The following is a 24852-nucleotide window of genomic DNA, read 5'->3' as shown; positions in this document are numbered from 1 at the left end:
TATACAGGCATATCTCGTTCAACATTTTCTCTAATGGTTGAACAAATGCAGATTACTTCTAAAGGCAGAACTCCAAAACTCTGCCTTGAAGATCAAGTTTTACTCTGTTTAAGCTATTGGGAAGGAATACCGAACCTTATTTCATGTTGCTACAAGCTATGGTGTATCAGAGCCGACACCTTCCAGAATTGTTCGTCAAGTTGAAGATAGTTTAATTCAGTCAGGTTTGTTTAATTTACCTAAGGATATCCCCGAAGGTGAAGGCATAGACTGGAATGTTGAATTGTAGATGCCACTGAAATTCCAATTCAAAAGCCTAAAAAAACAATCGAGTTGCTATAGTGGTAAGAAAAAGACTTACACCTTTAAAGTGCAGGCGTTCATTCACTATAAAACGCAGCAAATACTCAGTTTATGCACCAGTATATGACTTTGAACTGTTTAAACGCAATCTGCATTTAGTCTCCAAAAGCTCATTTATTCTTGCAGATAAAGGCTATCAGGGTATTTATACTGTGTATCCAGTAGTTCTTCTTGATGATCAATCAACCACTGGATTTTATCTTGCTTACTTTTTTGGAATTTTTCAGAGAAATTTAACTCGCCACGTTCTTCATAAATACGGTTATGCACGAATACCAGAAAATCTACAGTACAAATATTAATCAAAAGATGACTAATTTTTGATTTATGAAAGAGATCTATTATTTTAACGATCAGATTTTATAGAAAATACACGCAATTTACGAGTTGAAAAAATATAAACAACAGATTCAAATGATATTTTTTAAATATAATATTTTCTTAAACTATAGTATCCCTACCCGTAAAAGAATTGGAAAACTGACAGCGATATATCCTTCAAACCGTTCAGGTTTTAAGATCATCTGCACTGGATTTTTCTGATTTTTATTTAGATAATGTTTTACCGCAGACCAAGTATTTAAATAATCAATCAATTGCTCATAAGACCATTTCAATTCAATTTTAAACTCAGGCATTCTAATTTCTTTGAATGGAAAGGGAATAGTTCGATAATGCTCATCAATATAATGACGTTCGGCATCCCAATAGTCCTTGAGCGTTACATAGTATAAATACTGGATCGATTCATTAAGCTCTGTCTGATCGACTTCAATCAAAGCATAACCTAATACCGCAAACAAACCATCAGACTTTAAAGTACGTTTAACTTGAGCATAGAAAGCATCGAAATCAAACCAGTGAATCGCTTGTGCAACAGTAATGAGATTAAAGCATTGTGCTGGAAAAATGCTTTTCTCAGCAGCCTGTACTTGATAACTGACATTTTCAAAATAAGGAGCGTGTTGTAATTGATTGGCACTCAGATCAGTTGCCACAATCTGATCAAAATACGGGGCTAACAACTGAGTGAACTGCCCAGAGCCTGCACCACAATCCCAAGCAAATTCGCGCGAAGGTACGTGCTTGAGTAGCTCCTGAATTACAGCCTGTGGATAAACTGGTCTAGCCTGTTGATAAAGCTGACTCTGTGCTGAGAACAAATCCTTCATTACTCAGTTCCTTTATCGAATATCTTCCTTATCTTTGACTATAAAATAAAAAATAACCAATAGGGCTTAAATTGTTAGACAAAAAAAACCCTAAACAATGTTTAGGGTTTTTTGAATATGGTGGCGTGAGGCAGGATCGAACTGCCGACACACGGATTTTCAATCCGTTGCTCTACCGACTGAGCTATCGCGCCGATGGCGTGTATTAAGCCGTATCCTGTCTAATTAGTCAATCAAAATCAGTAACTTTTTCATTGAATGTCTTTTTTTTACTCAAAAAAAATCCCTGATGGGAATCAGGGATTGAAAACACAAATAAGGTTTTAAATATGGTGGCGTGAGGCAGGATCGAACTGCCGACACACGGATTTTCAATCCGTTGCTCTACCGACTGAGCTATCGCGCCGATGTGGCGTATTAAACAATGTTCAAGTGTTTCAGTCAAGCAGCACTGAGATTTTTTTGCTTGAATGTTTAAATTTACAGCAGCATTTCACTAAAAGATTAGCCCTGAACAGATAATTTACCAATATGTGCAAGACAACGGTGAATCGCACCACAGCCTGGCTCAAAGAATTTGACTCCTTTTTCTTCTTCCAGTCGACAAGCTTCACTCACTAGTCGTTCAGCCACACCTCTGCCCCGATTGGCAGGATGTACAACAATATATTCCAGAATCTTGCTTTCACCTTGTCCTGTACACCAGATTGCACCTATAATCTTGGTGTTAAATTCAGCTGTATAGACCGTGGTATACTGCGCCAGATTTTGTTCTAGCTGCTCAACCGCATCTTGCCCATCGCCAAATTCAGGACTTGTGTCATACAGTCGCTCAAGCTGGCTGCGCATTTCTTCGTTTTCGAGTGAAGTATAAGCATGTACGGTTATAGGCATGGGTTAACCCTCCAGAGCAAGCGATAATGCTGTGACTTTATTTTGCCACAGCGAATTGATCTTTATATTCATCATTTTTAACGTTTTTTGAGGAACGTGTCCATGACAGAGCGTATCAGTGAAGTGGTAAGAAATACCAATGAGACCAAAATTCGAGTTCGTTTGAACCTTGATGGTTCTGGTCAGGGCACACTGAACACTGGAGTTCCATTTTTAGACCATATGATTGATCAAATCAAGCGTCATGGTTTATTTGATATTGATATTCATTGTGACGGTGATTTAGAAATCGATGATCACCACACAGTTGAAGATTGCGGAATTACGCTTGGTCAGGCATTTGCACAGGCTTTGGGCGATAAAAAAGGTTTACGACGTTATGGGCACTTTTACGCACCCTTAGATGAAGCTTTGTCTCGTGTGATTGTAGATTTGTCAGGTCGTCCTGGTTTATTTATGGATATTCCATTTACACGCGCTCGTATTGGAAGTTTTGACGTAGATTTGTTCTCGGAATTTTTTCAGGGCTTTGTCAATCACGCGCTCATGACTTTGCATATTGATAACCTCAAAGGCAAAAATAGCCACCACCAGATTGAAAGTGTCTTTAAAGCATTTGCACGCGCACTCCGCATGGCCTGTGAAGTTGATCCACGTGCATCAGGAACCATTGCTTCAACCAAAGGTAGCCTGTAATGACTCGCATTGCTCTACTTGATTATGGTATGGGAAATCTGCATTCGGCCGCCAAAGCGCTAGAGCATGTTGGTGCGACTGTAGATGTTACCAATGATCCTAAATTGATTGCCAAAGCAGATAAAATTGTTTTCCCTGGTGTTGGGGCTATGCGTGATTGTATGCAAGGCATGCATGAAGCAGGGATTGATGAAGTGGTGCGTCAGGCTGCTTTTAATAAACCCGTTTTAGCTATTTGTGTCGGTATGCAGGCGCTCATGCAACGTTCTGAAGAAAATGGCGGTACAGATGCTCTTGGGATTTTTGCGGGTCAGGTGAAGCATTTTCCTGAAATTGAAGGTTTAAAAGTGCCACATATGGGCTGGAATCAGGTACATCAGGCAGATCCTTCTCATCCTATGTGGAATAACATTGAACAGGATGCACGTTTTTATTTCGTGCATAGTTATTATGTTGAACCTCAAACAAGTGACTTAATTGCAGCGACCTGTAATTATGGACTTGCATTTTGTACTGCGATTCATCAGGACAATCTGTTTGCTACCCAATTTCACCCTGAAAAAAGTCATACTGCGGGCTTACAACTTCTTAAAAATTTTGTGGAATGGGACATTTAGTCATATCGAGATCAAGCCAAACTATTGGCTTGATCTTTTAATTTCATCACAAAAAATACAAATACTTTTATTTACTTTATATTTTTACTTTATACCTTATACTTAGTCTCACTATTGTTTTATTAAAATAAAAGACTATTTTTAGGGAAATCACAATGCGTTCTTCGGTTCAGGGGACTCACCTAGCCAATGATTCTCCGCTCAGTTCACATGGTCGTTTTGGCCGTCTATCTTATGCTGCATGGACTTTGATCAGCAGTTTATTTTTTATAATGGCTTGCCTTGCCCTTGGCTTTGGTATTTACCAAATGAGTCAGCGTCAGGTCACACCTTCTTCACAATTTTCGCTATTCATGTTTTTCTCCATCGGCAGTCTCTATATTTTTTTCCTTTACTATAATTTTGTTTTTATTGTTCGTCGTTTACATGATCGAAATCAAAATGGATGGTTATCTTTACTTTATCTCGTGCCATTGGTGAATATTATTTTTATGATTTATTTACTTTGTGCCAAAGGTAATGAACGATTAAATGATTTTGGCCCTGTACGTACAACTTGTGCATGGGAAAGAACTTTAGGATGGATTTATATTATTTTGGTGCCTGTTGGCATCCTCATTGGTTTGGCAGCAGCTTTGATAATTCCTGAATATCAACACTATCTACAATAAGCAAAATGACTAAACAATTGAAAAATCATCTGGATTAGAAACGAAATCTTCACACTGCTGACTTAGCAATTACGATAGAGTTTGCTAAGATGAGGCAATTTTTTATTTCCCAGATGAAGCAAGGAGCGAAAGCATGCTGATCATCCCTGCAATTGACCTGAAAGATGGTAAGTGTGTCCGTTTAAAGCAAGGCCGTATGGAAGATGATACGGTATTTTCAGATGATCCAGTCGCAACTGCACAGCATTGGGTGAATGAAGGCGCGCGCCGTTTGCATTTGGTTGATTTAAATGGTGCTTTCGCGGGTACACCTATTCACAAACCTGTTGTAGAAGCCATTGCCAGAGCACAGCCAGAATTACCGATTCAGATTGGTGGTGGTATTCGTTCGCTTGAGACGATCGAACACTATCTGGATGCAGGTGTATCTTTTGTCATTATTGGTACAAAAGCCGTTCAAGATCCTGAGTTTGTTGAACAAGCCTGTAAGCAGTTTGCAGGACACATCATTGTTGGGATTGATGCCAAAGATGGTTTAGTTGCAACAGATGGTTGGGCGAATGTAACTGATGTCAAAGCAATAGATTTAGCCAAACGTTTTGCCGATGCGGGTGTATCTAGTATTGTTTATACTGACATTGCTCGTGATGGCATGATGCAAGGTGTCAATGTCGAACAAACTGTAACTCTGGCTCAATACTCTGGGTTACCTGTGATTGCTTCTGGTGGTGTGACCAATCTTGAAGATGTGCGTTTACTCAAAGGTCAGCCTGGTATTTTAGGTGCAATTACGGGTCGTGCCATTTATGAGGGCAGTTTAAGTTTACGTGAAGCACAGCTTTTACTGGATGAACAATCTTTTTAGAAAATTAAAGTAAAAAAATGGGCGATATCTTCGCCCATTTTTTTTACCTAAATTTAAACTGGGATTAACCATTTACCCAAGGTTGGGCAGGTGATCCAATCCATGCAGATTTAGTTGGAATTTTTTCGCCTTTCATCACGAGCGTCAATGGCCCAAGTAGAGTCTGATCAGCAACTTCCGCATTATAAAGTACGATACTGCGACAATGTACAGTGACATGACTGCCAATTTTGACCTCACCGATTTTCATGATCCGATCTTCAAACAAATGCGTTTGAGGGCCACTAAAACTATTCAGTTCGCTATAGTCACCAATGCTCACACAATCAAACTCAGTGATATCTGCGGTATCCAGATAAACATTTTTACCAACTTTTACACCCAATAAACGCAATAGCGGTGGCAAGAATGGCGTACCACGCACGTAGTTTAGGCAGTTTTGAATGGCAATCGATTCATATAAACTAGTAATGCCCTCACTTAGCCAGACAAACATTGTCCACATCGGAGCTGAACGAGTTTTATAACGACCAATAAACGCCCATTTTAAAATCACAATCAAAAAGAAACTGGCAACACCATACAAAATGCCCGATAAAGTTAAAGCCAGTAAGCCATAAAACCAGCCTTTTGCGACAACGGTATCAATCACGGATAAGACGATCATATACCCGACACCAATTGCAAAAGCAGAAGGTAGGACAATACGCAAACTTTCAATAAATCCACGCATCATACGACGTGCAGCACTTGGTTTAAAAGTCAGATGTTCGGGAAAATCTGCCATCGTTTCACGCGCTGGTAAGCGTAATGCAGGTGAACCAAACCATGTTTCACCACTTTGTAATTGATCCTTTTCAGGAATTTTTGATTGAACACCAATCAGCACACCATCGGGCAAATTTGTTCCGTCAGCAATATATGCACTATTTCCAACAAAGCTACGGCGGCCTACGGTCGTAGGCTGTAAGATCATCCAGCCACGGGTAATTTCTTCATCGCCTAGCATCACGGCATCAGCAATAAAACTTTCATCACCCAATGTTAATAATTCAGGCACGACACCTGTTGCAGTTGAAATTTCACTGTCTTTCCCCACTTTTGCACCCAGTAAACGGAACCATGCTGGCGCATATACAGTTGCAAATAAACCATGCAAGGTTTGCAAACTGGTTTCCAGAATCTGGGTCGCAAACCATTTGCGATAATACGTCATGCTATGTAACGAATAAGTTCCAGCTTTTAAACTTGGCAATATGAGTTTTCGTATAAATGCTGCAAATAATGCGGTTGCCACAATCATCAGCGCACTGGCTGGAATTGCGAGTAGGAAATAATGCAGTGCTGTCATCACAATATGATGGCTTTCCCAATCACTGAAATATTTAATATCAAACCAATCTACTAAAATAAAACTTGGAAAAATCGGGATAAAGAACAAACAAGCAATCACAAGACCACTGACACCATAATACAATGGCTCCAGCGTTTGACGTACACGACTCACTCTTTCGCGTGGTAATAATGTCTCAACATTGATATGGCTATGATATTTGGCAGGTGTGCCATCCCAGATTTCGTGTGCAGGAATAGTTTGTCCATTTGCCAGTGCTGAAAGTGCTTTTAAATGTGCATAATCCTCAAGACAGGTATTTTCCTCTAACACGCTGTAAGAACCAACATAACTTTCTTGTTTTAAATGAATCGTTCCCAAAACAAGATGTCCCTGCTCTACTTTGGCATTTTCCAGATTTACATGCGAACCAACACTGACACCATGATCAATACGCAATAATGCGGGCATCCGTACAAAGACTGAACCTACATGAACATTCTGACCAATTTTAGCGCCAAGTGCGCGTAAATACAGACGATTTAAGCTCGAACCTGCCAACAAGTAAACGGGTGAAATATTAGTCAAACGATCGGCAAGCCACCAACGGAAATATGTTCTACTCCAAAGTGGATATTGCCCTGCCTGAATACCGCTCAATAAAAGCCGATTACCTAAGATTGAAATTGCAAAACTGGCAATGATACTCGCGACATAAACACCTAATGAAATCGCAATTGCATTGGGGATGCTATCTGTTGGACTACCTGTAAAATAGTGATAACTAAAGAATGGGGCAAGCCATTGCAACATAGTAAGCGCAATCAATACAGGAATAGCAAATAACTGTGCTGTACCACAAAGAATTCGACTAAGTGAATTTATTTCATAACTGCCGACTTCGCGCATTTGCTGCTGTTTGGTCTGAGCCAGCATAAACTGGCTAATTGCACCAACTTTTCGATTTTGGTAGATATTCTGGATCGTGATTTGCGCATATTCAGGATATTCACGCAGTTCAGAGGTAAGTACGGCTGCCAAAAGTGAATGCCCACCCAGATCATCAAAAAAATCTGCACTTAAACGTATCGCTTGGTTAGGAAATAATTTCTGTAAAATACCAAACAAAATATGTTCTGCTTCATTTTGTGGCTCATCTGAAATTTCTTTTTCAACGCTTGTGGTCAGCTCAATCTTACGTAATGCATTTCGATCAATTTTACCCGACAATAAACGCGGAACTTGCTCTACAATTTCAAATCGATTTGGAATCATATATACAGGTAAACGCGCTTTGAGATATGCACGAATATCTTTCACCTGAATCTGGTTTTTAGCCTCCTGATCCAAAACAATAAAAGCCACTAGCTGATCCATTTCGTCATCACGGCGTAAAACCACAGCCGCTGTACCAATTCCATTTAAATCACACAGCGCCGCTTCAATTTCACCCAGTTCAACACGAAAACCTCGAATCTTGACCTGATCATCAGCACGACCTAAACACTGAATTTGACCATTTTCATCTAGTCGAGCTAAATCTCCTGTGCGATACAGTTTAAGCTCATGCTCATTTTGTGCCCATCTATTATCAATAAATTTTTCGGCTGTTAACTCTGGACGTCCTAGATATTCACGCCCTACACTTGGGCCAAACACACAAAGTTCGCCCACCTCTCCCTGCGCTAACAACTCAAGCTGATCGTTTAAGACTAACATGCCATAGTTGGGCAATGGCACGCCAATCGTGACAGGTTCATTGGCATAAACACGTGCCAGACTTGAGGTGACAGTTGTTTCAGTCGGGCCATAGGTATTAAAAATCTGATGATGCGGTAAATCCCAACGTGCCACCAAAGCTTCGGGACACATTTCACCCCCTAGATTGATGATTCTTAAATTCGGCACATCTTCTGGAAATAATGCCAGTAAAGTTGGCACTGCATGTAAAACTGTAATATTTTCCTGTTGAAGGGTTTTACATAGACGCTCAGGATCAGTCACTAAATCTTTGGGGGCAATCCAGATTGTGGAACCGACCAAATAAGAAATCCAGATTTCCTCAAAGGACATATCAAAAGCCACAGAAAAACCCTGATAGACTTTGTCTTCGTGACGTACACCCAAAACTGAATTTTCTGAACGCAGGAAGTGACAGATATTGCGTTGCTCAATCACAATCCCTTTTGGCTTACCCGTTGAACCAGACGTATAAATAATATAAGCCGCATCATCTTGCGCCGCACGTTGTTGAATAATCGGTTGCTTGCTCGGTTGATTCAGTTCATCTGATGTCCAGATCGTTTGTTCCAGTTGATTAAGTAAAGTTGCCCAATCCTGACTGGTGACAATTCCGACTGCCTGCGCATCATCCAGACAGATCTGAATACGATCGACAGGAACATCCATATCAAAAGGTAGCCACGCGGCCCCTGCTTTACAAATACCCGCTTGTGCAATGAGTAAATCTGCACCACGGGGCAACCATAGACCTACTCGATCTCCCGCTTTGACACCACGCTGAATAAGCTGTTGTGCAATCTGATCAACTTGTTGTTGCAATTGGGCATAACTGATCTGTCGATCCTGATCAATCAGGGCAATATGCGTAGGATATTGGTTGGCTGTATGGTCTAAAATGTCTGAAAGGACTTCAGTTAGAATAAACTCTGGTCGTTGATCGCCGCGTATCACAGAGGTAGCATGAATAATTGCATTCATAAGATGTCCAGATGTTCGCCATCGCGTTATTTATCTCAAATCTTTGCTAAACCAAAGTTCGGGATAAAACTCTTGTATTTTTATATGCAATCAATTAGAAACATATAAATTGAAAACAATGACCTAAAAATTAATTTTCTTATTCAGGTTTATTGTTTCCTGAGATGCTATGTAGAATGGCTTAATGAATGATTAAAAAATGAGAATGTCTACTTTAATTTTTCTTAAAATTAAAAATCATAAGATATTGTTATTTATAATAATTAATAAAATATAGCAGAAATTATGGAATCATCATTACAAAATAATGTGAATTATTTACTTGCTTTGACATTTTAAAGCATCTGAATACAATTTCTCATCTGCCTCATTTAATGATAATGCGCTGTTTTAAACAGCTTAGATAAATTGCCGATCCAAATCAATAATTTCATCCATTAGATCAATACATTGCTGTGAATGTGTAACGATCACCAATGATTGTATTTGCTTTTTAAGCATTTCAATAATTTCTAGCGCAGTACTGGTATCTAATGCTGACGTTGGCTCATCTAAAATCAATAATTGCGGTTGCCTTAAAACTCCACGTAAAATACTTATTCGCTGTTTTTCGCCCCCTGAAAAATTTTTATATAAATCTCCCATATCATCATTTAATGTCAGTTGATTCTTTTCAAGAATAGAGTTTAATTTAAATTTTTTTAGCCATTTTATCAATTCAGCATCTGTATAATCATAAGGACTATTATAAACCAGATTGTCTTTTAAACTGCCAGAAAAAATAACAGCATGCTGCCCGACAAAACTGACTTGATTAAAAATTTCTTCAGAAAAATGTACCGAAATATCCAAATCCTGATAATAAAGTCGCCCAGATTTAATCTTTGAAATCCCAATTAAATAGTTGATAAGTGAAGTTTTCCCGCAACCTGTCTGACCTATAATCGCATAATGAGTATCAGCCATTAGCTGTAAATTAAAATGCTGTATCTCATGTTTACCCAAGTTCAGTGTGGCATCTTCAAATTGATATAAAACAGAAGTGCTAGACGCTGTTGATGCCCAAGGCTGATAATGCTCACGCGTTAAATCAAAATATTGTCGATAAGTTTTCAGCGCTACAATATTGCCATTCACCCGCATCAGGCTTTGCGAAACCATCAAAAAGGGCAGAGTCAACTGGATAATATAGGTGCTAATCAGTACAAAATCTCCTGAACTAATTTGCTGATGTTGTGAAATATAGGCGGTGTAAAACATAAATCCGAGTAAAAAAAGAAAAATTAAAAGAACCTGCATCATCATTAATCCACCAATACGAAGATTGGTTTTTTTTACGATGACTGCATAGCTTGATAAACTTTGTTTTAAACGATTCTGTTCATAAACTTGTGAGTGTTTAATTTTAATTTCATAACTTTGGGATACTTTTTCTAAAATAGCCGTATTGATTAAATTACGTCCCTGATAAATTTCATTAAAATAGCCACTACTCTTTTTACTAATTAAAATAGAGACAATAAAAATAATGAGGGCAGACCCCACAAAACACGCACTAAAAACGATATTAATCGTTTTAAACAACACAGCAAAAATAAATAAAAGTTGAAATATAATTGGCCCTAATAACATAAAAAAAGCAAACGTCATTTCGGTCATCGCCAATGCCCCACGTTGCAAGTCGGTCAGTAATGCGCCTATTTCCGTTTGATCTTGATGCTTTTTTTGCAAGGCTAAAAAGTTTTCGACTCCTGAATACATCAGCGCTGTCTCAAAGTTTACAGACATGATCATGCTAAATAAATTTTGACACCATGATAGCAATTGCGACATGAGCCATGCTGCGGCATAAGCCAGCACCAGTAAATAGAGTTTTTCTATACTAAACAAATGAGCAATTTCAATATGATGATTTTTTTCAACCTGATCGACCAGTAACTTCATGAGATAGGGAAACAAGGTCCCAAATATCGCAACGAAGACCACCAGTAAAAACATCAAGATAAAGTCTAATCTCAAGCGTGGATATCGCTGCATGGCAAGTTGACAGGAAAAGTAATAATTCTTTATAAATTCAAGATGTTTTGGTGTATTCATAAATATGAGGCGTTATTATTTTCAATTAATTTTGGATATAAATTAACACAATAAGCCTGTCTCAGGCAGTACGTTATACACTGGTATAATCACAGATCAGGCAATATATTTCAGTTCATATTGCCTGAGTCAAGCCTGCTTTTAGATTAGAACGATACCATTTTGCCTGGATTCATCGCAGCACCAACGCCATAAAACCCTTTCGCCATTGGAATAACAAGAGGTGCTAAGGCTCTGCCCCACAGAATATCTTGATGCTGAATCTTTGTAAGCATCTCAAAGTCATCTGACTGCCCACAAAAATCATCTGCGATGGCTTTCCCAATTCGGACAGTTTGCGCTACGCCATGACCGCTCCAACCATGTACAGCATACAAAGGAAATTTATGACCTGATTTACGGCTATCGGTTGCGCCATTGATAGTCAGATCAGTTGTGCCACTCCAGACAAAATCTAGCTCGACCTGTTCAAGTTGTGGAAACACATGCAATATACGGCTTTTCAAATATTGTGCTGTTTTCTCAGCATTCCAGCAGGTTCCTGTACCTTGTCCACCAAAGAGTAGGCGATTATTGGAAACCCCACGGTAATAATCAATTTGAAATTGGGTGTCATACACAGGATGATCCTGTGGCAATAATTGATTCAATTCAACTCTAAGTGGCGCTGTGGTACAGACATAGGTATAAAATGGAATAGTGGTTTGTTTTTTTTGTTCCAGCAATTTAAAAGAAGCATGATGAACGGCCAATACCACACTTTTTCGCGCTTTAATGCATCCTGTCGTGGTCTGAACATAAATCCCATCCTCCCGTTCTTGTATCGAGACCACTTCGGTATGTTCATACACTTGCCCACCTTGCTGACAAAATCCATAAATCAGCCCACGATTGAATGCTAAAGGATGAATATGCCCGCCTAAGGTATCAACTAATCCCCCAAAATAACGATCGGACTTCACATATTCATAAAGTTCATGTTTACCCACCACCTGAGTATGGTTTTCACCCAGATATTTTCGGGCATCTGCTCCTTGTGTCAATGCAACCAAATGTCCTTCATGTACTGCGGCGGTAATATGCCCATGTTTGCGCGCCACATCGATTTGATAACGCTCCAGAATTGAATCAATCAAATGCATAGCTTCGGTTGAAGTAAACTGCCATAATTTTTTGGCATCGGCATGGCCAAGTTGCTCAATCATTTCTTCGGCTTCCCAACGTGCAAGACCTGGAGTAAGTTGCCCGCCGTTACGTCCCGAAGCACCGCTCCCTATCCGATTTTTTTCAACTAAAACGGTATCAATGCCTTGTTCAGCCAGATGTAATGCTGTAGATGCACCAAGTAAGCCTCCACCAATGACCAAGACATCACACTCAAGATCAGTTTGTAAACTTTCAAATTGATGCCAATCTGCCAGAGAACTTTCATAATAATTGGCAGCATGCTCGATATGTCCATGTTGTGGAGCAATCCAGTTCCACTCTTTGTCACTTGTCATAGCTTGGCTAACTTTAAATTCCACATCATTCAACAGCACGGGTTTCATTAACAGATTTTTCATTTGTTCAACTCACTTTGATTCAGATATTCATTAAGCATTGCTCATGACAACACTTTGCTTTCTCAATTTTTTATAGATAAAAATAGCAATTCCCAGACTGAGCCAAACACAACCAAAATGCAGTGCGGCAGCATCGAGGTTAAACCACAGACAGACAATGGCAGCGACAGAGAAGATCGGAAGCACAAGATTTTTAAAAATATTGTTCCAGCCTTTGTTCTCTCCTTTCTTGATGTAAAAATGCATAAAGACCGAGAAATTAACCGCAGTAAACGCAATGAGCGCACCAAAACTAATGAGGCTGACCACCGTTGCTAAATCTAGCAACATTGCAGTCATGGAAATCGCACCAATGACCAAAACGGAATACAAGGGTGTGCCTAATCTGGAGTTAAAGCTTCCAAAAATCTTTTTATAGAAAATACCGTCTTTACCCATAATATGAATTAATCGTGCGGCACTGGCATGGGTTGCTAAACCTGAAGCCACCGTATTCATAATCTGCCCGCATAGAAAGATAGCCTGAAAAAAAGCTCCGCCTACATACAACACAATTTCTGGCAAAGCTTCACTTGGATGCTTAAAACGTGTGTTATCTGGGAAATACAACTGAATAAACCATGAAGCGCTGATGAAAATAACACCACCTGCCAACGTGGTTAAAATCACAGCTTGAGGAATCACTTTTTTTGGTTGCTCTGTTTCCTGTGACAATGTCGTGACTGCATCGAAACCAAGAAAAGAAAAGCATAAAATCGATGCGCCTGCGATTAATGGAATGAGTTGGGTATTGCCATTCCAAAGTGGAGTAAGCGTAAGCACATGCTCATAGCCTTCGGACGTCCCTATTCCTTTAATCACCAGATAAATAAATACCAGCATTAGCGCAATCGGCGCAAAGACAAATAATAAGCTCAAGTTCGCCAAAATCTGGATTCGAAAACAATTTACCAATGTGACCAAAGCTGCTGCTAGCATCACCCAGAACCAATATGGCATCGCAGGAATCAAAGCATGTAAATAAATACCTGCCAGTAGAGCATTAATCAAAGGTAAAAGCAGATAATCCAGTAAGGCACACCATCCCACAAAGAAACCCGCTGTTGCACCACAACTTTCAGCCGTGTAGCTATAGGCTGAACCAGGTCGTTCTGAACAACGGCTAAATCTTGCATAGCTAATTGCAGTTAATAACATCGCCACCAGCGCAAATAAATAGGCCATGGGTACTCGCCCATCTGTGGTTTCAGAAACGATGCCAAAAGTATCAAACACCGTCATAGGCGTCATATAAGCAATCCCGACAATGACCACTTGCCACAAGCTTAGCTTTCTGGTTGAAAATTCTTCATTTTCCATTTTATTGTAACTCGCAATAAAATAATGTTCAGTTATTATTCTTTTGCAACAACTATGCCATATAATAAAAAAATTATTTTGAACAAAGTTGAGAATAAAATGCCACGCTACTCGATTGAAACTCGTAAAGCCGCAATTGCAGCCTATAAAAAAACCGACTATAAACTTGCCGTTTGTAAAGAATTTAATATCTCAAGAGTCACACTGGATGCATGGATTAAGCTTGAAGAAGAGACAGGAAGTTTGAACCCCAAACCGACCAAAAAACTCGGTGCACCCACGCATATTAAAGACTGGTATGCATTCCAAGTATTTGTAAAAAATACAAAATTTCAAAATATTAGTGATTTAATTCCCTTATTTGAACAAGAATTTGGTTATTCAGTTTCCTATGCAGTATTGGTACGTGCGATCCATGTTTTAGGTTTACGTCGCCGTAAAGGGCGCTTCTATGGTTAGCGTAAATATAAAATTTATCGATTAAAAATAGCGGCATTATTTTGTAAGCTTCAGACATTAAATATGTAAATTTTATTTATTAAAAAAGTAAATTAATTAAATTAAAAATGTAATTTTATATAAATAAAAAAGTAAAGTTAAAATATTAAAAATGTAATTTTATATAAATAAAAAAGTAAATTAATTAAATTAAAAATGTTTAGTTATTTTTGACACTTTTTTCAAAATAGCGCAGAAAATTGTACCAATACCGTTCAAAATGCACTCTTATTAAGCAAAAAAAGAGAAGCGATTCGCTTCCCTTTTCAACTAAACTTCAAAATTATTAATACATTGCCTTGCCATCATTCAATGCGATTAAACCACGAATAGCTCGATATACAATCCAGATCCATGCAGCACCAATCACGACCACACAAAAAGTACTCGCAGATAAGGCTACACCTGCAAACAAGTTATCATTATCACCAGTAAAAAATAAAAATAAGAACGGTACAAAAGCAATAATGTTCCAGAACAAATACCACCAAAATGTGCGAATTTGCCAAGTGAAGTGACTGGCAAGCCATGTCCCTTCAACATCACTACGCTTCACATAGTTAATAATAAGAGCCACTACCGCCAACAAACCTGCACTAAAAATTGCGGCAATATATAAAATATAAAGAACTAGCGTTAATGTTTTATTGGATTGAAGTTGTTCTGAGGGAAAATTCATAAATGCACCTTTTGATTTATTTTATTGATCTCCTAACGCAACATCACATTTAAAGGAGAAATTAGCCATAACAATAAAAGTATGTTTAACACTATGGTACAAAAATAAATTTTCCTAAATGGTTGTTTTTGTGTTTTATGTCGCAATTTTTGTTGCGCTAACCCTGCCGCAGGCCATCCTCCAAGAAATGAAATAACATGTAGGGTTTGCTCAGGCACACGTCGATTTCCCAGTTGCGCGGCTTCTTTATCTTGCGCATACAACCAATAACTCAAGACATTCATCAGCGCAATAAAGATAAAACTATATGCAGGTAATATGTGTATAAAGCTTAGAATGGCAACAACCACAATATAAACCGCTGCTGCGATTTGCATCGGCTTAAGTGAAGATGTATGAGCGGTGGAAACTGGACGTTTTTTATTTGCGGCTAAAGCACGAGTTTGTGCCGCTTTTAAATAAATAACTTGCTTGGCACGATAACGTCCTCGTTCATCCAGAATCACCTCATATTCGAGCGCACAGCCTACGATTGGCCGTGGCCCAGAACGAGCAAAATCCTTGATATGTAAAAAAACAGGATCTTTATCTGCATCGTTGGGTTGAATAAAACCGTAACCTTTTTCATCGAACCATTCAATTAATCGTCCCTGATCACGCATGATGGTTTTCCTTAATGTGTTAAAGCGGCTAAACGGTTTTGCAATAATTGTCGCATTTCTAAAGGATTTTTTTGCAAAATATCTTCACTCTCTCGCACTTCCTGCGCATTACGCTGCGCGACTTGCAATCGTAATAACCAAAATCGACAAGCAGCCATCGCCAAATAAACCCTCAAACATGCTTGTTCATCTGAAGTCAGTGTACGAGCTGTTTGATAGCCTTCAATAAATGCATTTAATTGATCTGAATTAAGTTGTACTGTCGGATGTTCGGTACAAAAATCATTGATCGCAATGGCAATATCAAATAATAGATCATCATGATTCATTTCAGAAAAATCTAAAATTCCCTGTAATTGTTCACCCTCAAACAAAGTATTATCACGAAATAGATCGGAATGAATCCAACCCTGTGGTAAATCACAATGTTGCTTACGCTGCTGATTAAATAAGCGATAGACACGATCTAATAATTCTAGATCATCTTGACTCATATAGGCTTTAAGCTGATCTGCAACGCTTGTCCAATAAGCGTGATTTCGATAACTTTGACGTTCAAATTGAAAATTCTGCAAGGCTAAATGTAACTGTGCCTGTGCTTGACCAAGCGCAAATATTTGCTTAAGTGTTGGTGGAATTGGATGCTTTCCTGCAATTCTTGGAGCAATTTGAGCAGGTTTATCGGCAATAATATGGATAAATTGTTCCGCATAACTTAAAGGTACAGCAACAGGAATATCTTGCTGACCTAGATATTGTAATACTGGCGGCAATTCATTTGCGCCTTGCAAATCCAGTTCTTCAAATACGGTCAACACGTATTGTTGATGGTCCTGCGTCACTAAAAAATAATTGGTGTTTTCAATTCCTCCCTGAATTGGAATCAAGTCCGTAACCTCCAATCCATAAGGCGAAGCAAATGTTTGAACTTGTTCTAAACTCAACGGCGTATAAACCGACATAGAAAACCTGCGTGTAACAATTATAAGTTTGATAGAATAGCGCTACAGTTTACCAAGATTCTGTTATGTCTCGTGAACTTTATTGATTTTGACCAATATCGCTGGATGTCACCATGCTTGCAAAACGTATTATTCCCTGCCTCGATGTCGATAATGGCCGTGTCGTCAAAGGTGTTCAATTTTTAGATATTCGTGATGCAGGTGATCCTGTTGAAGTGGCGCGTCGCTATAATGAACAAGGTGCCGATGAAATCACTTTTCTGGATATTACGGCAACACATCATGGGCGCGACACCACTTATCGTACTGTAGAGCGTATGGCAGAAAGTGTATTTGTGCCATTAACCGTCGGTGGCGGTGTGCGTAAAGTCGAAGATATTCGTGCGTTACTCAATGCAGGCGCAGATAAAGTCAGCATCAACTCTGCGGCGGTGTTCAATCCTGAGTTTGTACAAGAAGCTTCTCAGCGTTTTGGTGCACAGTGCATTGTGGTAGCAATTGATGCAAAAAAAACGGGCGAAAATAAATGGGAAATTTTTACCCACGGTGGTCGTAAACCGACTGGCATTGATGCGCTTGAATGGTCGGTCAAAATGGCAGAATATGGCGCTGGTGAATTGTTAGTGACCAGCATGGATGCAGATGGGACTAAAGCTGGTTATGACATTGCACTTATGCGTGCGATTAATGATCGAGTTTCAATTCCAACCATTGCTTCTGGTGGCGTTGGAAATTTACAACATATGGCAGATGGTATTTTACAAGGTGGCGCAGATGCAGTGCTAGCAGCCAGTATTTTCCACTTTGGACAATATACAATTCCTGAGGCGAAAACATTTTTAGCCGAACAAGGCATTGAAATGCGCCTCTAACTGATAGCGCATTTATTTTAAAAATTACATCAGATCAAGGGCAGTTCAGTTAACTCGACTGCCCTTTATTTTAAGCCACAGATGCAGTGGTTTCAGTTTTTTCTGAAATAGCGCTATTCACTAATTTAGGTTTATGTTCTACCCATTTTGCAGGAAATATACGCTCAATCATTATTGTCAATTTTTTAGACATTTCTGTCGGTAACGGTAGACCCAGAGGATTTGCTTCTTTCAAATCCGCCGATGAAACTACACGTGTTCCCAAAATATAATCAAACCATGGTTTTGTCACACACCAGTTGGCATCCTGATTTGAGTTCATATGGTGGTCGTAGTGCCACGGAATGCTTCTTTTTGCCCATTCAGGTTCAAGATGAGCACGGCGATGAATATAAAAATAATTCACCGCACTATAACCCGCAGCAAGTGCCATACCTTTCGAAAAAGGATAAAACGCTGCACTTGCAATACCTGCGGCAACTGCAAGTGACATTAATTCATTGCGAGTACGCCAGCTCTCCAATCCTTCCACATAACAGTCATCATGGAATTGGGTTTTCCGCACTTCGCGATGATGCGCCCAATGCGATTCCATACTTTTAGGAACCGGACTATAACGTGGCTGACCTTTACGATGTACACCATGCAAAATATATTTATGTGCAACCCACTCAAAGCCATTAGCCAGAATTAAACCTGCTATAAAACCTTTTATCATTTTAATCATCCTCCTCTTTGACTTGAATATAAGAATTTTTCTATGCTATGTATTGACTGTATTTTTATTGTTCATTGACAAAACACGACAAAAGAGTGCTCAAGGATGGCTTTACTCAAAAATTATGCGGGATCGGTCTATGGAGGACTAGGGCATCTTTTAAAACTATATTGTGAATCTCAACATTTACCTGAACCGCAAGCCTTGCTTGAGATTCAAAATCTGGAACGCTTTGATTATGTCATCTGGCGAAGCTTACTTGAGCAGATTTATCAGTTACAACCGCATACGGGTTTGGGACTACGAATTGCAGAATATGTACAGCCTAAACATCTGGGTATTTTGGCTTATCTTGCACTGTCATGTGAAAGTCTTGGCGAAGCACTGAATCGTTATCAGGATTTTCATCGACTGGTTTATGATGGCAGTCCTTTAAAAGTTGAGTTCGTATCGCCCTATTTTTCGATTCGTTGGGAAGAAACCGAACTGCATCCCACTCAACTGACCGATGAAATCGCAATTGCATTAATGGTTCAATTTTTACAGCAGTTTATGTGTAAAGAACAAATTCAGTTACATGAAATACATTTCATCAATCCTCCTCCTAAAGATGCGCAAGTTTACGAACGCTATTTTCATTGTCGAGTACGATTTTCTGAGGCAAAAACACAAATTTTAATACCTATGAGTGAGACTCATAAAGTCATTGGAAATGCTGATCATACCTTGCAACAATTACTTATGCGGCAGGCACAGGCTTTGTTACAACAACTGCCCCACTCCACGCAACTGGATCAGCGTTTACAGCAAGCCATTTTGAAAGGCTTACAAAAGAACGAATATCAAATTGATCAGATCGCAACGCAACTAGGATTATCGGTACGCCAATTACAACGGCATTTACAACAACAAAATATGACCTTTCAGCAACGAACCCAACAGATCCGCTATATGCTTGCGCTTGAATATTTAAAAGATCCTCATTTAAGCTTACAGGAAATTGCGCTCTTGTTATGTTATTCCGAACAAAGTGCTTTCCAGCGAGCCTTTAAACAATGGAGTCAAATCACACCGCAACAATGGCGACAGCAGTCATTATTGAAATTAAAATAATTTTTTTCAATTAAATCGATTCTCGGCTCTTGCTTAAAATATGATCTCAGAGTAAATAATAAGACTAAAGTCACAAAAAATATTCATTTTAATGGGTGACTGAATAATTCAATAACAAAAGTAAGAGAAAACAAAATGCATAAATATTTAGCAGAGTTCTTAGGTACATTCTGGCTGGTTTTCGGTGGTTGTGGCAGTGCCGTATTGGCCGCCGCATTCCCTGAACTGGGTATTGGGTTTCTAGGTGTTTCATTTGCCTTCGGATTAACTGTATTAACAGGTGCTTATGCCTTTGGGCATATTTCTGGTGCGCATTTTAATCCAGCGGTAAGTGTTGGCATGTGGGTTGGTGGGCGCTTAGATGGCAAGGAGGTGATTCCTTATATTATTTCACAGGTCATTGGTGCGGCTGTTTCTGCTTTTGTACTCTATATCATTGTACAAGGTCAGGCCGGTTTTTCAGGTACAGGTGGTTTCGCCACCAACGGTTATGGCGAATTATCACCTAACCATTTCTCATTAGGGTCTGCATTCTTAATTGAAGTCGTACTCACCGCTTTCTTCCTGATCATTATTTTACTATCGACACATCGAAATGCGCCTGCGGGTTTTGCACCGATCGCCATTGGTTTAACTTTGACTGTCATTCACTTGATCAGTATTCCAGTCACCAATACCTCTGTAAATCCTGCACGTAGTACAGGAGTTGCTCTTTTTGCCGAAACCGCTGCTTTAAGTCAATTATGGTTGTTCTGGGTTGCCCCTATTTTAGGTGCGATTGTCGGCGCGTTCATCTATAAAGTGGTGATCAATGAAAAAGACTAAGATTTAAATGTCAAAAAACAGTCTTTTTAAAGGCTGTTTTTTTAATCCTTAGATTTACAGAAATGGATTATCCGTTTCTTGTTCGTTATGGATCTGAATTTTCTCGGGAAGTGGCTGTTTCTCAAGTTCAGTCACCATTGCATTTACAAATGCCTGTAATTGTTTTGCCAATTGCAAGCCATGTTGATCTTTGGTGATCTGCAAATTGCCATATAGACTCACGTAATCTATCTGATTTTCCAAAGTCAGATCTTCAATACTGGATGACTCATTTCCATTTTCAAACGGTTTAAACATTTATTTACGGCTCTTTGTTGTTTTCTATCATTTGAAATTAACCTATTTTGCAATTTCTGCACGATTGATTTATCTCAAAATTTGTAAAAAATAATGCAATAAAGCATCGACTAACTGTTTGATAATCGCTTGTTTAGTATCTTCGTCAATTCCTTTCGCTTCAATTGGTATCGCTTGCTGTTTTTGCTGAGTAAATTGCTTTTGCACAGCGGTCAGGGTTTGTTGCTCAACGTCTTCCGCACACTGGCTTTCACCATCCCAGTGTAAATAGTTTAATGATTTTTGTGCTTTGACCATAGTTGCATTGAGTGGCAGTTGGTAAACATTTCGCTTTTGTTCTTCAGTCAATTGTGGAAAAAGATTCATACCCAACTTTTCTTCCAGATAACAAACGCTTACCACCCTAACCTGTAAAGAATTATTATTCGGCGCATAGTACGCACCAATTGCACCCGTTTTAGGCAAATAAATGACCTTATAAACTGCGCTTGGAACAATCACACCGCGCCCAATGATTTTTAATTTTTGACCTTCAAATACAGGCCCAGTGACAACATAGACATCTTGTTTCTGCTTAGTGACCAGTGCCCGAGTCGCTTCTTCTAATTCACGCCAAACTTGTTGGTTATTTTTAGGAGCTTGTGGCACCATATTAGCCAGTGAAAAACTATCATATTGAGCAGTCGTATTGCCCATATCACCATTTGGCGCCATATGCCCACGATCATAACCCGAAGCACGATAGTCACTTAATAAGGCACGATGCATCTCTGGAATTCGGGTTTCTTCATGAAAATTATCTTCGCGTTTAATTCGATTACTTAAACGTTGTGGAGTTAATTTTTCTGCTACCCAAAGCGGTGTTTTTGAAACCCCTGAATACATAACATTAAAATCATGAAAACACAGTGCATAACTATTCTTTTGAAGACTGTCCTTTACCAAAACTGGAGGAATGTCGCGATAAAACTGATTGAGACACGCGCTATTGCTTGAGATTGGGCCGATCCATTGCGAAACTTTTCCTTCACCAAAAGCCATCACAAAACTACTAGCAGCAACTGCGCCCAAAAATAATTTACCAATATGCTGTTTGATCCAAGAGAAATCTGAATTCGCTCTTGTCTTTTTACGTGCCACTATCTTCTACATACGTTAAGGTCTTGTGAAAAGCTTAACAATTCAAGTTTTCGCTGTATATTCAGCAACTTTTCATTTGATTAAACTATGGGCGCATATTGATTAAAAAACATACCATGCGCGTAACAGTTTGTCGTTTTATTTTTATCATTCACAACGCGATTGGTCATGTTTGGTATCTTTCATTGAAAATCTATCCCCTACTGTGCAAAGGTAGCTCCACGATAAACATGAAGAATGATTATATTTAGGAGTCTATTTATGCGCTTTCAATTCATTGGTGCAGCTTTAATCACCGCTTCACTAAGCATGACTGCATTTGCAGAGCAACCTGTACAAGCAGGTGAAACGCTAGAAAGTCTATCTAAGGCAAAAGTAACAACCACTGTGAATGGTCAACCTGGTTCACTTGCAGATTTAGTCAACAGCGGCAAAGTTCAACTGATTTCTGCCCAACCTAATTCAGTTCAAGCTCAGCCTGTAAATCCCCAGGATGTTCAGGCCGTGACTCCACATCAGGAAACAATGTCCGAACCTGCTGCGGCGCCGAATCAAGTGCTTGATGCAAATGCACCTGCTCAAGCAATGCCTGAATCAGGCAATCCCGAAGCGCCAGCTATGCAGGCAGCCCCTGCTGAATTAAACAACCAAAACTTGAATGCAGTACCAGAACAACCTATGGCTGAGCCTGAAGCTCAATAAACCTAGTAATAAAAAACCAAGGCATAGCCTTGGTTTTTTATTACATTCAGTATTATTAAAATTTAGATTTCAATTTGACTACCTAGCTCAACAACACGGTTTGGAGGAATTTGATAGAAATCGCTGACAGGACTGGTATTTCGTTGCATTGAAATAAACAGCTTTTCACGCCACGGCGACATTCCATCCCCAACGGTATGAATCAATCGATCGCGTGAAATAAAGAAACTAATCTGCATCATGTCAAAATCAATACCCCACTCATCATACGCCTGCTTTAAGGCCTGTGGAATATTGGGCTGATCTTTAAAACCGTAATACATAAAAATGCGGTAGAAATGGTCATTCAATTTTTCGAGTTTAATTCGATCCTGTTGTGCAACATAAGGGATATCCTGCGTATAAACCGTCACCATAATATTACGTTCATGCAGTACTTTATTATGTTTGATATTATGCAACATGGCATGCGGCACAATATTCGGATTGCCTGTCAGGAAAATGGCTTCACCTGGAACAAAATGGGTTTCATTGCTTGCTCCAATACTTTGAATAAAAAGGCTCATTGGTAAAGCATCTGTTTCCAGACGGTTATATACAATTTCACGACCACGTTTCCAAGTCATTAAAATGGTAAACACAACAATACCAATCACAATTGGCACCCAACCACCCGCTAGAATCTTGAGTGAGGTTGATGCGACAAATATTCCATCCAATGCCAGAAATGGAATTGCAAACATTGCAACTTTCCACCATGGCCATTTCCACGCGCCATAAGCCAATACTGAAATCAAAATCGTGACACAGAGCATCGTCATGGTGACAGCCACGCCATAGGCACTGGCCAGACTACTACTGGTTTCAAATAATATAATCAGAATAAAAACTGAGATATACAGCACCCAGTTAATAAACGGCACATAGATTTGCCCTTGTTCTACATCTGAAGTGTGAATCACACTTAAACGTGGCAAATAGCGTAATTGAATGGCTTGATTGACCATTGAAAATACACCTGTAATTACGGCTTGTGACGCAATTACGGCAGCGGCGGTCGCCAAACCAATCATTGGGTATAGCGCCCATTCTGGCACCAGTAAATAAAATGGATTTGAAACTGCTTCTGGATTACGCAGAAGCAATGCGCCTTGTCCTGCATAATTGAGCAATAAACACGGACAAACAATAATAAACCATGCTAAACGGATCGGGAGACGACCAAAATGTCCCATATCTGCATATAGTGCCTCACCGCCCGTCATCGTTAATACCACTGAACCCATTGCAATAAATGCAACATAGGGTTGATGGATGGCAAACTCAATTGCCCATAAAGGATTTACAAACAATAAAATATGCGGTGTCTGGATAATACTCCATAGCCCCAATAAGCCAATAGAAATAAACCAGACCATGGTGACTGGACCAAAAAATTTACCCATGGTTGCCGTACCATGACGTTGTACCACAAACAAAGCTGTTAAAATCCCCAGACCTATCGGCATCAACCATTTATCAAAAGCTGGCGTCGCAATACTCAACCCCTCAATAGCAGAGAGGACTGAAATGGCAGGGGTAATAATTCCATCTCCAAAAAACAAAGAGGCGCCAACAAAGCCTAATGCAATGAGGTAAATTTTCTTTTTAGGATCAAGTTTTTTTATTCGTAGCAACAATGCCAGTAATGACATGATACCACCCTCACCGTTGTTGTCTGCCCGCATGACAATCGTGACGTATTTAAAACTGATGGAAAGTGTAATGCACCAGAAAATTAGGGAGAGGATACCAAATACTGTTGCCTCGGATATATTTACATGGGCACTGGTAAAGGTTTGTGCAAATGCGTAGAGTGGACTGGTTCCAATGTCACCAAAGACCACACCTAACGCTGCCAACGTAATTGCGGGTAATGCGGCTTTTTTTGCAGGACTTTGCATACTCGATCTTCAATATTTGAACAGTATTTTTGCGTCATCTTAGCATTAAGTTCATTTTTTTTCTGCAAATCAATTGTTTTCGGCTTGG

Annotated in this window: 24 protein-coding genes and 2 tRNA genes; 10 read left to right on the top strand and 16 right to left on the bottom strand. The window is 39.3% G+C overall.

Going from position 1 to position 24852, the window contains the following annotated elements; genetic code table 11:
• Positions 1-115 precede the first annotated feature (115 nt).
• Positions 116-289 (top strand): transposase family protein, encoded by a 174-nt coding sequence (locus A7A69_RS17065; RefSeq protein ID WP_187349243.1) that lies wholly within the window; start codon positions 116-118, stop codon positions 287-289.
• A 188-nt stretch (positions 290-477) separates the two neighbouring features.
• On the opposite strand, the gene A7A69_RS16660 is transcribed toward A7A69_RS17065, so the two are convergent.
• The 5 genes from A7A69_RS16660 to A7A69_RS14595 form a co-directional block, all read right to left on the bottom strand.
• Positions 478-633: a hypothetical protein gene (locus A7A69_RS16660; RefSeq protein ID WP_171500830.1), complete on the bottom strand. Its 156-nt coding sequence runs from the start codon at positions 631-633 to the stop codon at positions 478-480.
• A 176-nt stretch (positions 634-809) separates the two neighbouring features.
• A complete protein-coding gene (locus A7A69_RS14610; protein ID WP_152878314.1) occupies positions 810-1535 on the bottom strand; it encodes a class I SAM-dependent methyltransferase in 726 nt (241 codons plus the stop codon).
• A gap of 118 nt (positions 1536-1653) precedes the next feature.
• A tRNA-Phe gene (locus A7A69_RS14605) sits at positions 1654-1729 on the bottom strand.
• 136 nt (positions 1730-1865) lie between these two features.
• A tRNA-Phe gene (locus A7A69_RS14600) sits at positions 1866-1941 on the bottom strand.
• Between the two features lie 98 nt (positions 1942-2039).
• Positions 2040-2429, bottom strand: a complete 390-nt coding sequence (locus A7A69_RS14595) for a GNAT family N-acetyltransferase (protein ID WP_120370128.1) — start codon at positions 2427-2429, stop codon at positions 2040-2042.
• A 102-nt stretch (positions 2430-2531) separates the two neighbouring features.
• On the opposite strand from A7A69_RS14595, the gene hisB reads away from it, so the two are divergent.
• The 4 genes from hisB (at position 2532) to hisA (ending at position 5278) form a co-directional block, all read left to right on the top strand.
• Positions 2532-3125 carry an imidazoleglycerol-phosphate dehydratase HisB gene (gene hisB / locus A7A69_RS14590; RefSeq protein WP_120370127.1) on the top strand — a complete coding sequence of 198 codons (594 nt, stop codon included), beginning with the start codon at positions 2532-2534 and terminating at the stop codon, positions 3123-3125.
• The gene (gene hisH, locus A7A69_RS14585) at positions 3125-3742 is read left to right on the top strand and encodes an imidazole glycerol phosphate synthase subunit HisH (RefSeq protein ID WP_120370126.1); all 618 of its coding nucleotides are present in this window, start codon (positions 3125-3127) and stop codon (positions 3740-3742) included. Before hisB ends, hisH begins: the two co-directional genes overlap by 1 nt.
• Before the next feature lie 155 nt (positions 3743-3897).
• Positions 3898-4413: a DUF805 domain-containing protein gene (locus A7A69_RS14580; protein ID WP_152878312.1), complete on the top strand. Its 516-nt coding sequence runs from the start codon at positions 3898-3900 to the stop codon at positions 4411-4413.
• A 133-nt stretch (positions 4414-4546) separates the two neighbouring features.
• A complete protein-coding gene (gene hisA, locus A7A69_RS14575) occupies positions 4547-5278 on the top strand; it encodes a 1-(5-phosphoribosyl)-5-[(5-phosphoribosylamino)methylideneamino]imidazole-4-carboxamide isomerase (RefSeq protein ID WP_152878310.1) in 732 nt (243 codons plus the stop codon).
• Positions 5279-5342: 64 nt separating this feature from the next.
• Here the strand turns inward: hisA and A7A69_RS14570 are convergent, their stop codons facing one another.
• The 4 genes from A7A69_RS14570 to A7A69_RS14555 all read right to left on the bottom strand — a co-directional run bounded on the left by A7A69_RS14570 (position 5343) and on the right by A7A69_RS14555 (position 14353).
• Positions 5343-9332: a Pls/PosA family non-ribosomal peptide synthetase gene (locus A7A69_RS14570; protein WP_152878308.1), complete on the bottom strand. Its 3990-nt coding sequence runs from the start codon at positions 9330-9332 to the stop codon at positions 5343-5345.
• A 399-nt stretch (positions 9333-9731) separates the two neighbouring features.
• A complete protein-coding gene (locus A7A69_RS14565; RefSeq protein WP_152878306.1) occupies positions 9732-11429 on the bottom strand; it encodes an ATP-binding cassette domain-containing protein in 1698 nt (565 codons plus the stop codon).
• 146 nt (positions 11430-11575) lie between these two features.
• A complete protein-coding gene (locus tag A7A69_RS14560) occupies positions 11576-12994 on the bottom strand; it encodes an NAD(P)/FAD-dependent oxidoreductase (RefSeq protein WP_152878304.1) in 1419 nt (472 codons plus the stop codon).
• Positions 12995-13024: 30 nt separating this feature from the next.
• Positions 13025-14353, bottom strand: a complete 1329-nt coding sequence (locus tag A7A69_RS14555; protein WP_152878302.1) for an APC family permease — start codon at positions 14351-14353, stop codon at positions 13025-13027.
• 99 nt (positions 14354-14452) lie between these two features.
• On the opposite strand from A7A69_RS14555, the gene A7A69_RS14550 reads away from it, so the two are divergent.
• A complete protein-coding gene (locus A7A69_RS14550; RefSeq protein WP_152878504.1) occupies positions 14453-14812 on the top strand; it encodes a COG3415 family protein in 360 nt (119 codons plus the stop codon).
• 325 nt (positions 14813-15137) lie between these two features.
• Here A7A69_RS14550 and A7A69_RS14545 read toward each other — a convergent pair whose 3' ends face one another.
• The 3 genes from A7A69_RS14545 to A7A69_RS14535 are packed head-to-tail and all read right to left on the bottom strand — an operon-like array spanning position 15138 to position 17154.
• Positions 15138-15530 carry a DUF4870 family protein gene (locus tag A7A69_RS14545; RefSeq protein ID WP_120370119.1) on the bottom strand — a complete coding sequence of 131 codons (393 nt, stop codon included), beginning with the start codon at positions 15528-15530 and terminating at the stop codon, positions 15138-15140.
• A gap of 32 nt (positions 15531-15562) precedes the next feature.
• Entirely contained in the window at positions 15563-16192 is a 630-nt protein-coding gene (locus A7A69_RS14540; RefSeq protein ID WP_152878301.1) for a DUF1294 domain-containing protein, read from the bottom strand.
• 11 nt (positions 16193-16203) lie between these two features.
• On the bottom strand, positions 16204-17154 hold the full coding sequence (locus tag A7A69_RS14535) for a homoserine kinase (RefSeq protein ID WP_152878299.1): 951 nt from the start codon (positions 17152-17154) through the stop codon (positions 16204-16206).
• A 113-nt stretch (positions 17155-17267) separates the two neighbouring features.
• Between A7A69_RS14535 and hisF the strand changes: the two genes are divergently transcribed.
• Positions 17268-18026 carry an imidazole glycerol phosphate synthase subunit HisF gene (hisF, locus tag A7A69_RS14530; protein WP_005001040.1) on the top strand — a complete coding sequence of 253 codons (759 nt, stop codon included), beginning with the start codon at positions 17268-17270 and terminating at the stop codon, positions 18024-18026.
• A 70-nt stretch (positions 18027-18096) separates the two neighbouring features.
• Here hisF and A7A69_RS14525 read toward each other — a convergent pair whose 3' ends face one another.
• The gene (locus A7A69_RS14525) at positions 18097-18744 is read right to left on the bottom strand and encodes a sterol desaturase family protein (protein ID WP_152878297.1); all 648 of its coding nucleotides are present in this window, start codon (positions 18742-18744) and stop codon (positions 18097-18099) included.
• Positions 18745-18849: 105 nt separating this feature from the next.
• Between A7A69_RS14525 and A7A69_RS14520 the strand changes: the two genes are divergently transcribed.
• The gene (locus A7A69_RS14520; protein WP_151979940.1) at positions 18850-19857 is read left to right on the top strand and encodes an AraC family transcriptional regulator; all 1008 of its coding nucleotides are present in this window, start codon (positions 18850-18852) and stop codon (positions 19855-19857) included.
• Positions 19858-19992: 135 nt separating this feature from the next.
• Positions 19993-20682 (top strand): aquaporin Z, encoded by a 690-nt coding sequence (aqpZ, locus tag A7A69_RS14515; RefSeq protein ID WP_152878295.1) that lies wholly within the window; start codon positions 19993-19995, stop codon positions 20680-20682.
• 54 nt (positions 20683-20736) lie between these two features.
• On the opposite strand, the gene A7A69_RS14510 is transcribed toward aqpZ, so the two are convergent.
• Complete coding sequence (locus tag A7A69_RS14510) at positions 20737-20979, bottom strand: hypothetical protein (protein ID WP_152878294.1); 243 nt, start codon at positions 20977-20979, stop codon at positions 20737-20739.
• A 69-nt stretch (positions 20980-21048) separates the two neighbouring features.
• Positions 21049-22122, bottom strand: coding sequence for a DNA/RNA non-specific endonuclease (locus A7A69_RS14505; RefSeq protein WP_338325139.1), 1074 nt, complete (start codon positions 22120-22122; stop codon positions 21049-21051).
• A gap of 258 nt (positions 22123-22380) precedes the next feature.
• On the opposite strand from A7A69_RS14505, the gene A7A69_RS14500 reads away from it, so the two are divergent.
• Positions 22381-22821: a hypothetical protein gene (locus tag A7A69_RS14500; protein ID WP_152878292.1), complete on the top strand. Its 441-nt coding sequence runs from the start codon at positions 22381-22383 to the stop codon at positions 22819-22821.
• 62 nt (positions 22822-22883) lie between these two features.
• On the opposite strand, the gene A7A69_RS14495 is transcribed toward A7A69_RS14500, so the two are convergent.
• Entirely contained in the window at positions 22884-24764 is a 1881-nt protein-coding gene (locus A7A69_RS14495; RefSeq protein ID WP_120370111.1) for a potassium transporter Kup, read from the bottom strand.
• Between the last annotated feature and the right edge of the window lie 88 nt (positions 24765-24852).

This window comes from Acinetobacter guerrae (genome assembly GCF_009372255.1).
GTDB classification, from domain to species: Bacteria; Pseudomonadota; Gammaproteobacteria; order Pseudomonadales; family Moraxellaceae; genus Acinetobacter; species Acinetobacter guerrae.
Note: the sequence above shows the minus strand (reverse complement) of the source record. Positions and strands in the feature narration are given on the sequence as shown.

Bases quoted from the DNA above. Each gene is read 5' to 3' on its own strand.
- A7A69_RS14610 (WP_152878314.1), bottom strand. From the start codon at position 1,535: ATGAAGGATTTGTTCTCAGCACAGAGTCAGCTTTATCAACAGGCTAGA.
- A7A69_RS14595 (WP_120370128.1), bottom strand. From the start codon at position 2,429: ATGCCTATAACCGTACATGCTTATACTTCACTCGAAAACGAAGAAATG.
- hisB (WP_120370127.1), top strand. From the start codon at position 2,532: ATGACAGAGCGTATCAGTGAAGTGGTAAGAAATACCAATGAGACCAAA.
- hisH (WP_120370126.1), top strand. From the start codon at position 3,125: ATGACTCGCATTGCTCTACTTGATTATGGTATGGGAAATCTGCATTCG.
- A7A69_RS14580 (WP_152878312.1), top strand. From the start codon at position 3,898: ATGCGTTCTTCGGTTCAGGGGACTCACCTAGCCAATGATTCTCCGCTC.
- hisA (WP_152878310.1), top strand. From the start codon at position 4,547: ATGCTGATCATCCCTGCAATTGACCTGAAAGATGGTAAGTGTGTCCGT.
- A7A69_RS14570 (WP_152878308.1), bottom strand. From the start codon at position 9,332: ATGAATGCAATTATTCATGCTACCTCTGTGATACGCGGCGATCAACGA.
- A7A69_RS14565 (WP_152878306.1), bottom strand. From the start codon at position 11,429: ATGAATACACCAAAACATCTTGAATTTATAAAGAATTATTACTTTTCC.
- A7A69_RS14560 (WP_152878304.1), bottom strand. From the start codon at position 12,994: ATGAAAAATCTGTTAATGAAACCCGTGCTGTTGAATGATGTGGAATTT.
- A7A69_RS14555 (WP_152878302.1), bottom strand. From the start codon at position 14,353: ATGGAAAATGAAGAATTTTCAACCAGAAAGCTAAGCTTGTGGCAAGTG.
- A7A69_RS14550 (WP_152878504.1), top strand. From the start codon at position 14,453: ATGCCACGCTACTCGATTGAAACTCGTAAAGCCGCAATTGCAGCCTAT.
- A7A69_RS14545 (WP_120370119.1), bottom strand. From the start codon at position 15,530: ATGAATTTTCCCTCAGAACAACTTCAATCCAATAAAACATTAACGCTA.
- A7A69_RS14540 (WP_152878301.1), bottom strand. From the start codon at position 16,192: ATGCGTGATCAGGGACGATTAATTGAATGGTTCGATGAAAAAGGTTAC.
- A7A69_RS14535 (WP_152878299.1), bottom strand. From the start codon at position 17,154: ATGTCGGTTTATACGCCGTTGAGTTTAGAACAAGTTCAAACATTTGCT.
- hisF (WP_005001040.1), top strand. From the start codon at position 17,268: ATGCTTGCAAAACGTATTATTCCCTGCCTCGATGTCGATAATGGCCGT.
- A7A69_RS14525 (WP_152878297.1), bottom strand. From the start codon at position 18,744: ATGATAAAAGGTTTTATAGCAGGTTTAATTCTGGCTAATGGCTTTGAG.
- A7A69_RS14520 (WP_151979940.1), top strand. From the start codon at position 18,850: ATGGCTTTACTCAAAAATTATGCGGGATCGGTCTATGGAGGACTAGGG.
- aqpZ (WP_152878295.1), top strand. From the start codon at position 19,993: ATGCATAAATATTTAGCAGAGTTCTTAGGTACATTCTGGCTGGTTTTC.
- A7A69_RS14510 (WP_152878294.1), bottom strand. From the start codon at position 20,979: ATGTTTAAACCGTTTGAAAATGGAAATGAGTCATCCAGTATTGAAGAT.
- A7A69_RS14500 (WP_152878292.1), top strand. From the start codon at position 22,381: ATGCGCTTTCAATTCATTGGTGCAGCTTTAATCACCGCTTCACTAAGC.
- A7A69_RS14495 (WP_120370111.1), bottom strand. From the start codon at position 24,764: ATGCAAAGTCCTGCAAAAAAAGCCGCATTACCCGCAATTACGTTGGCA.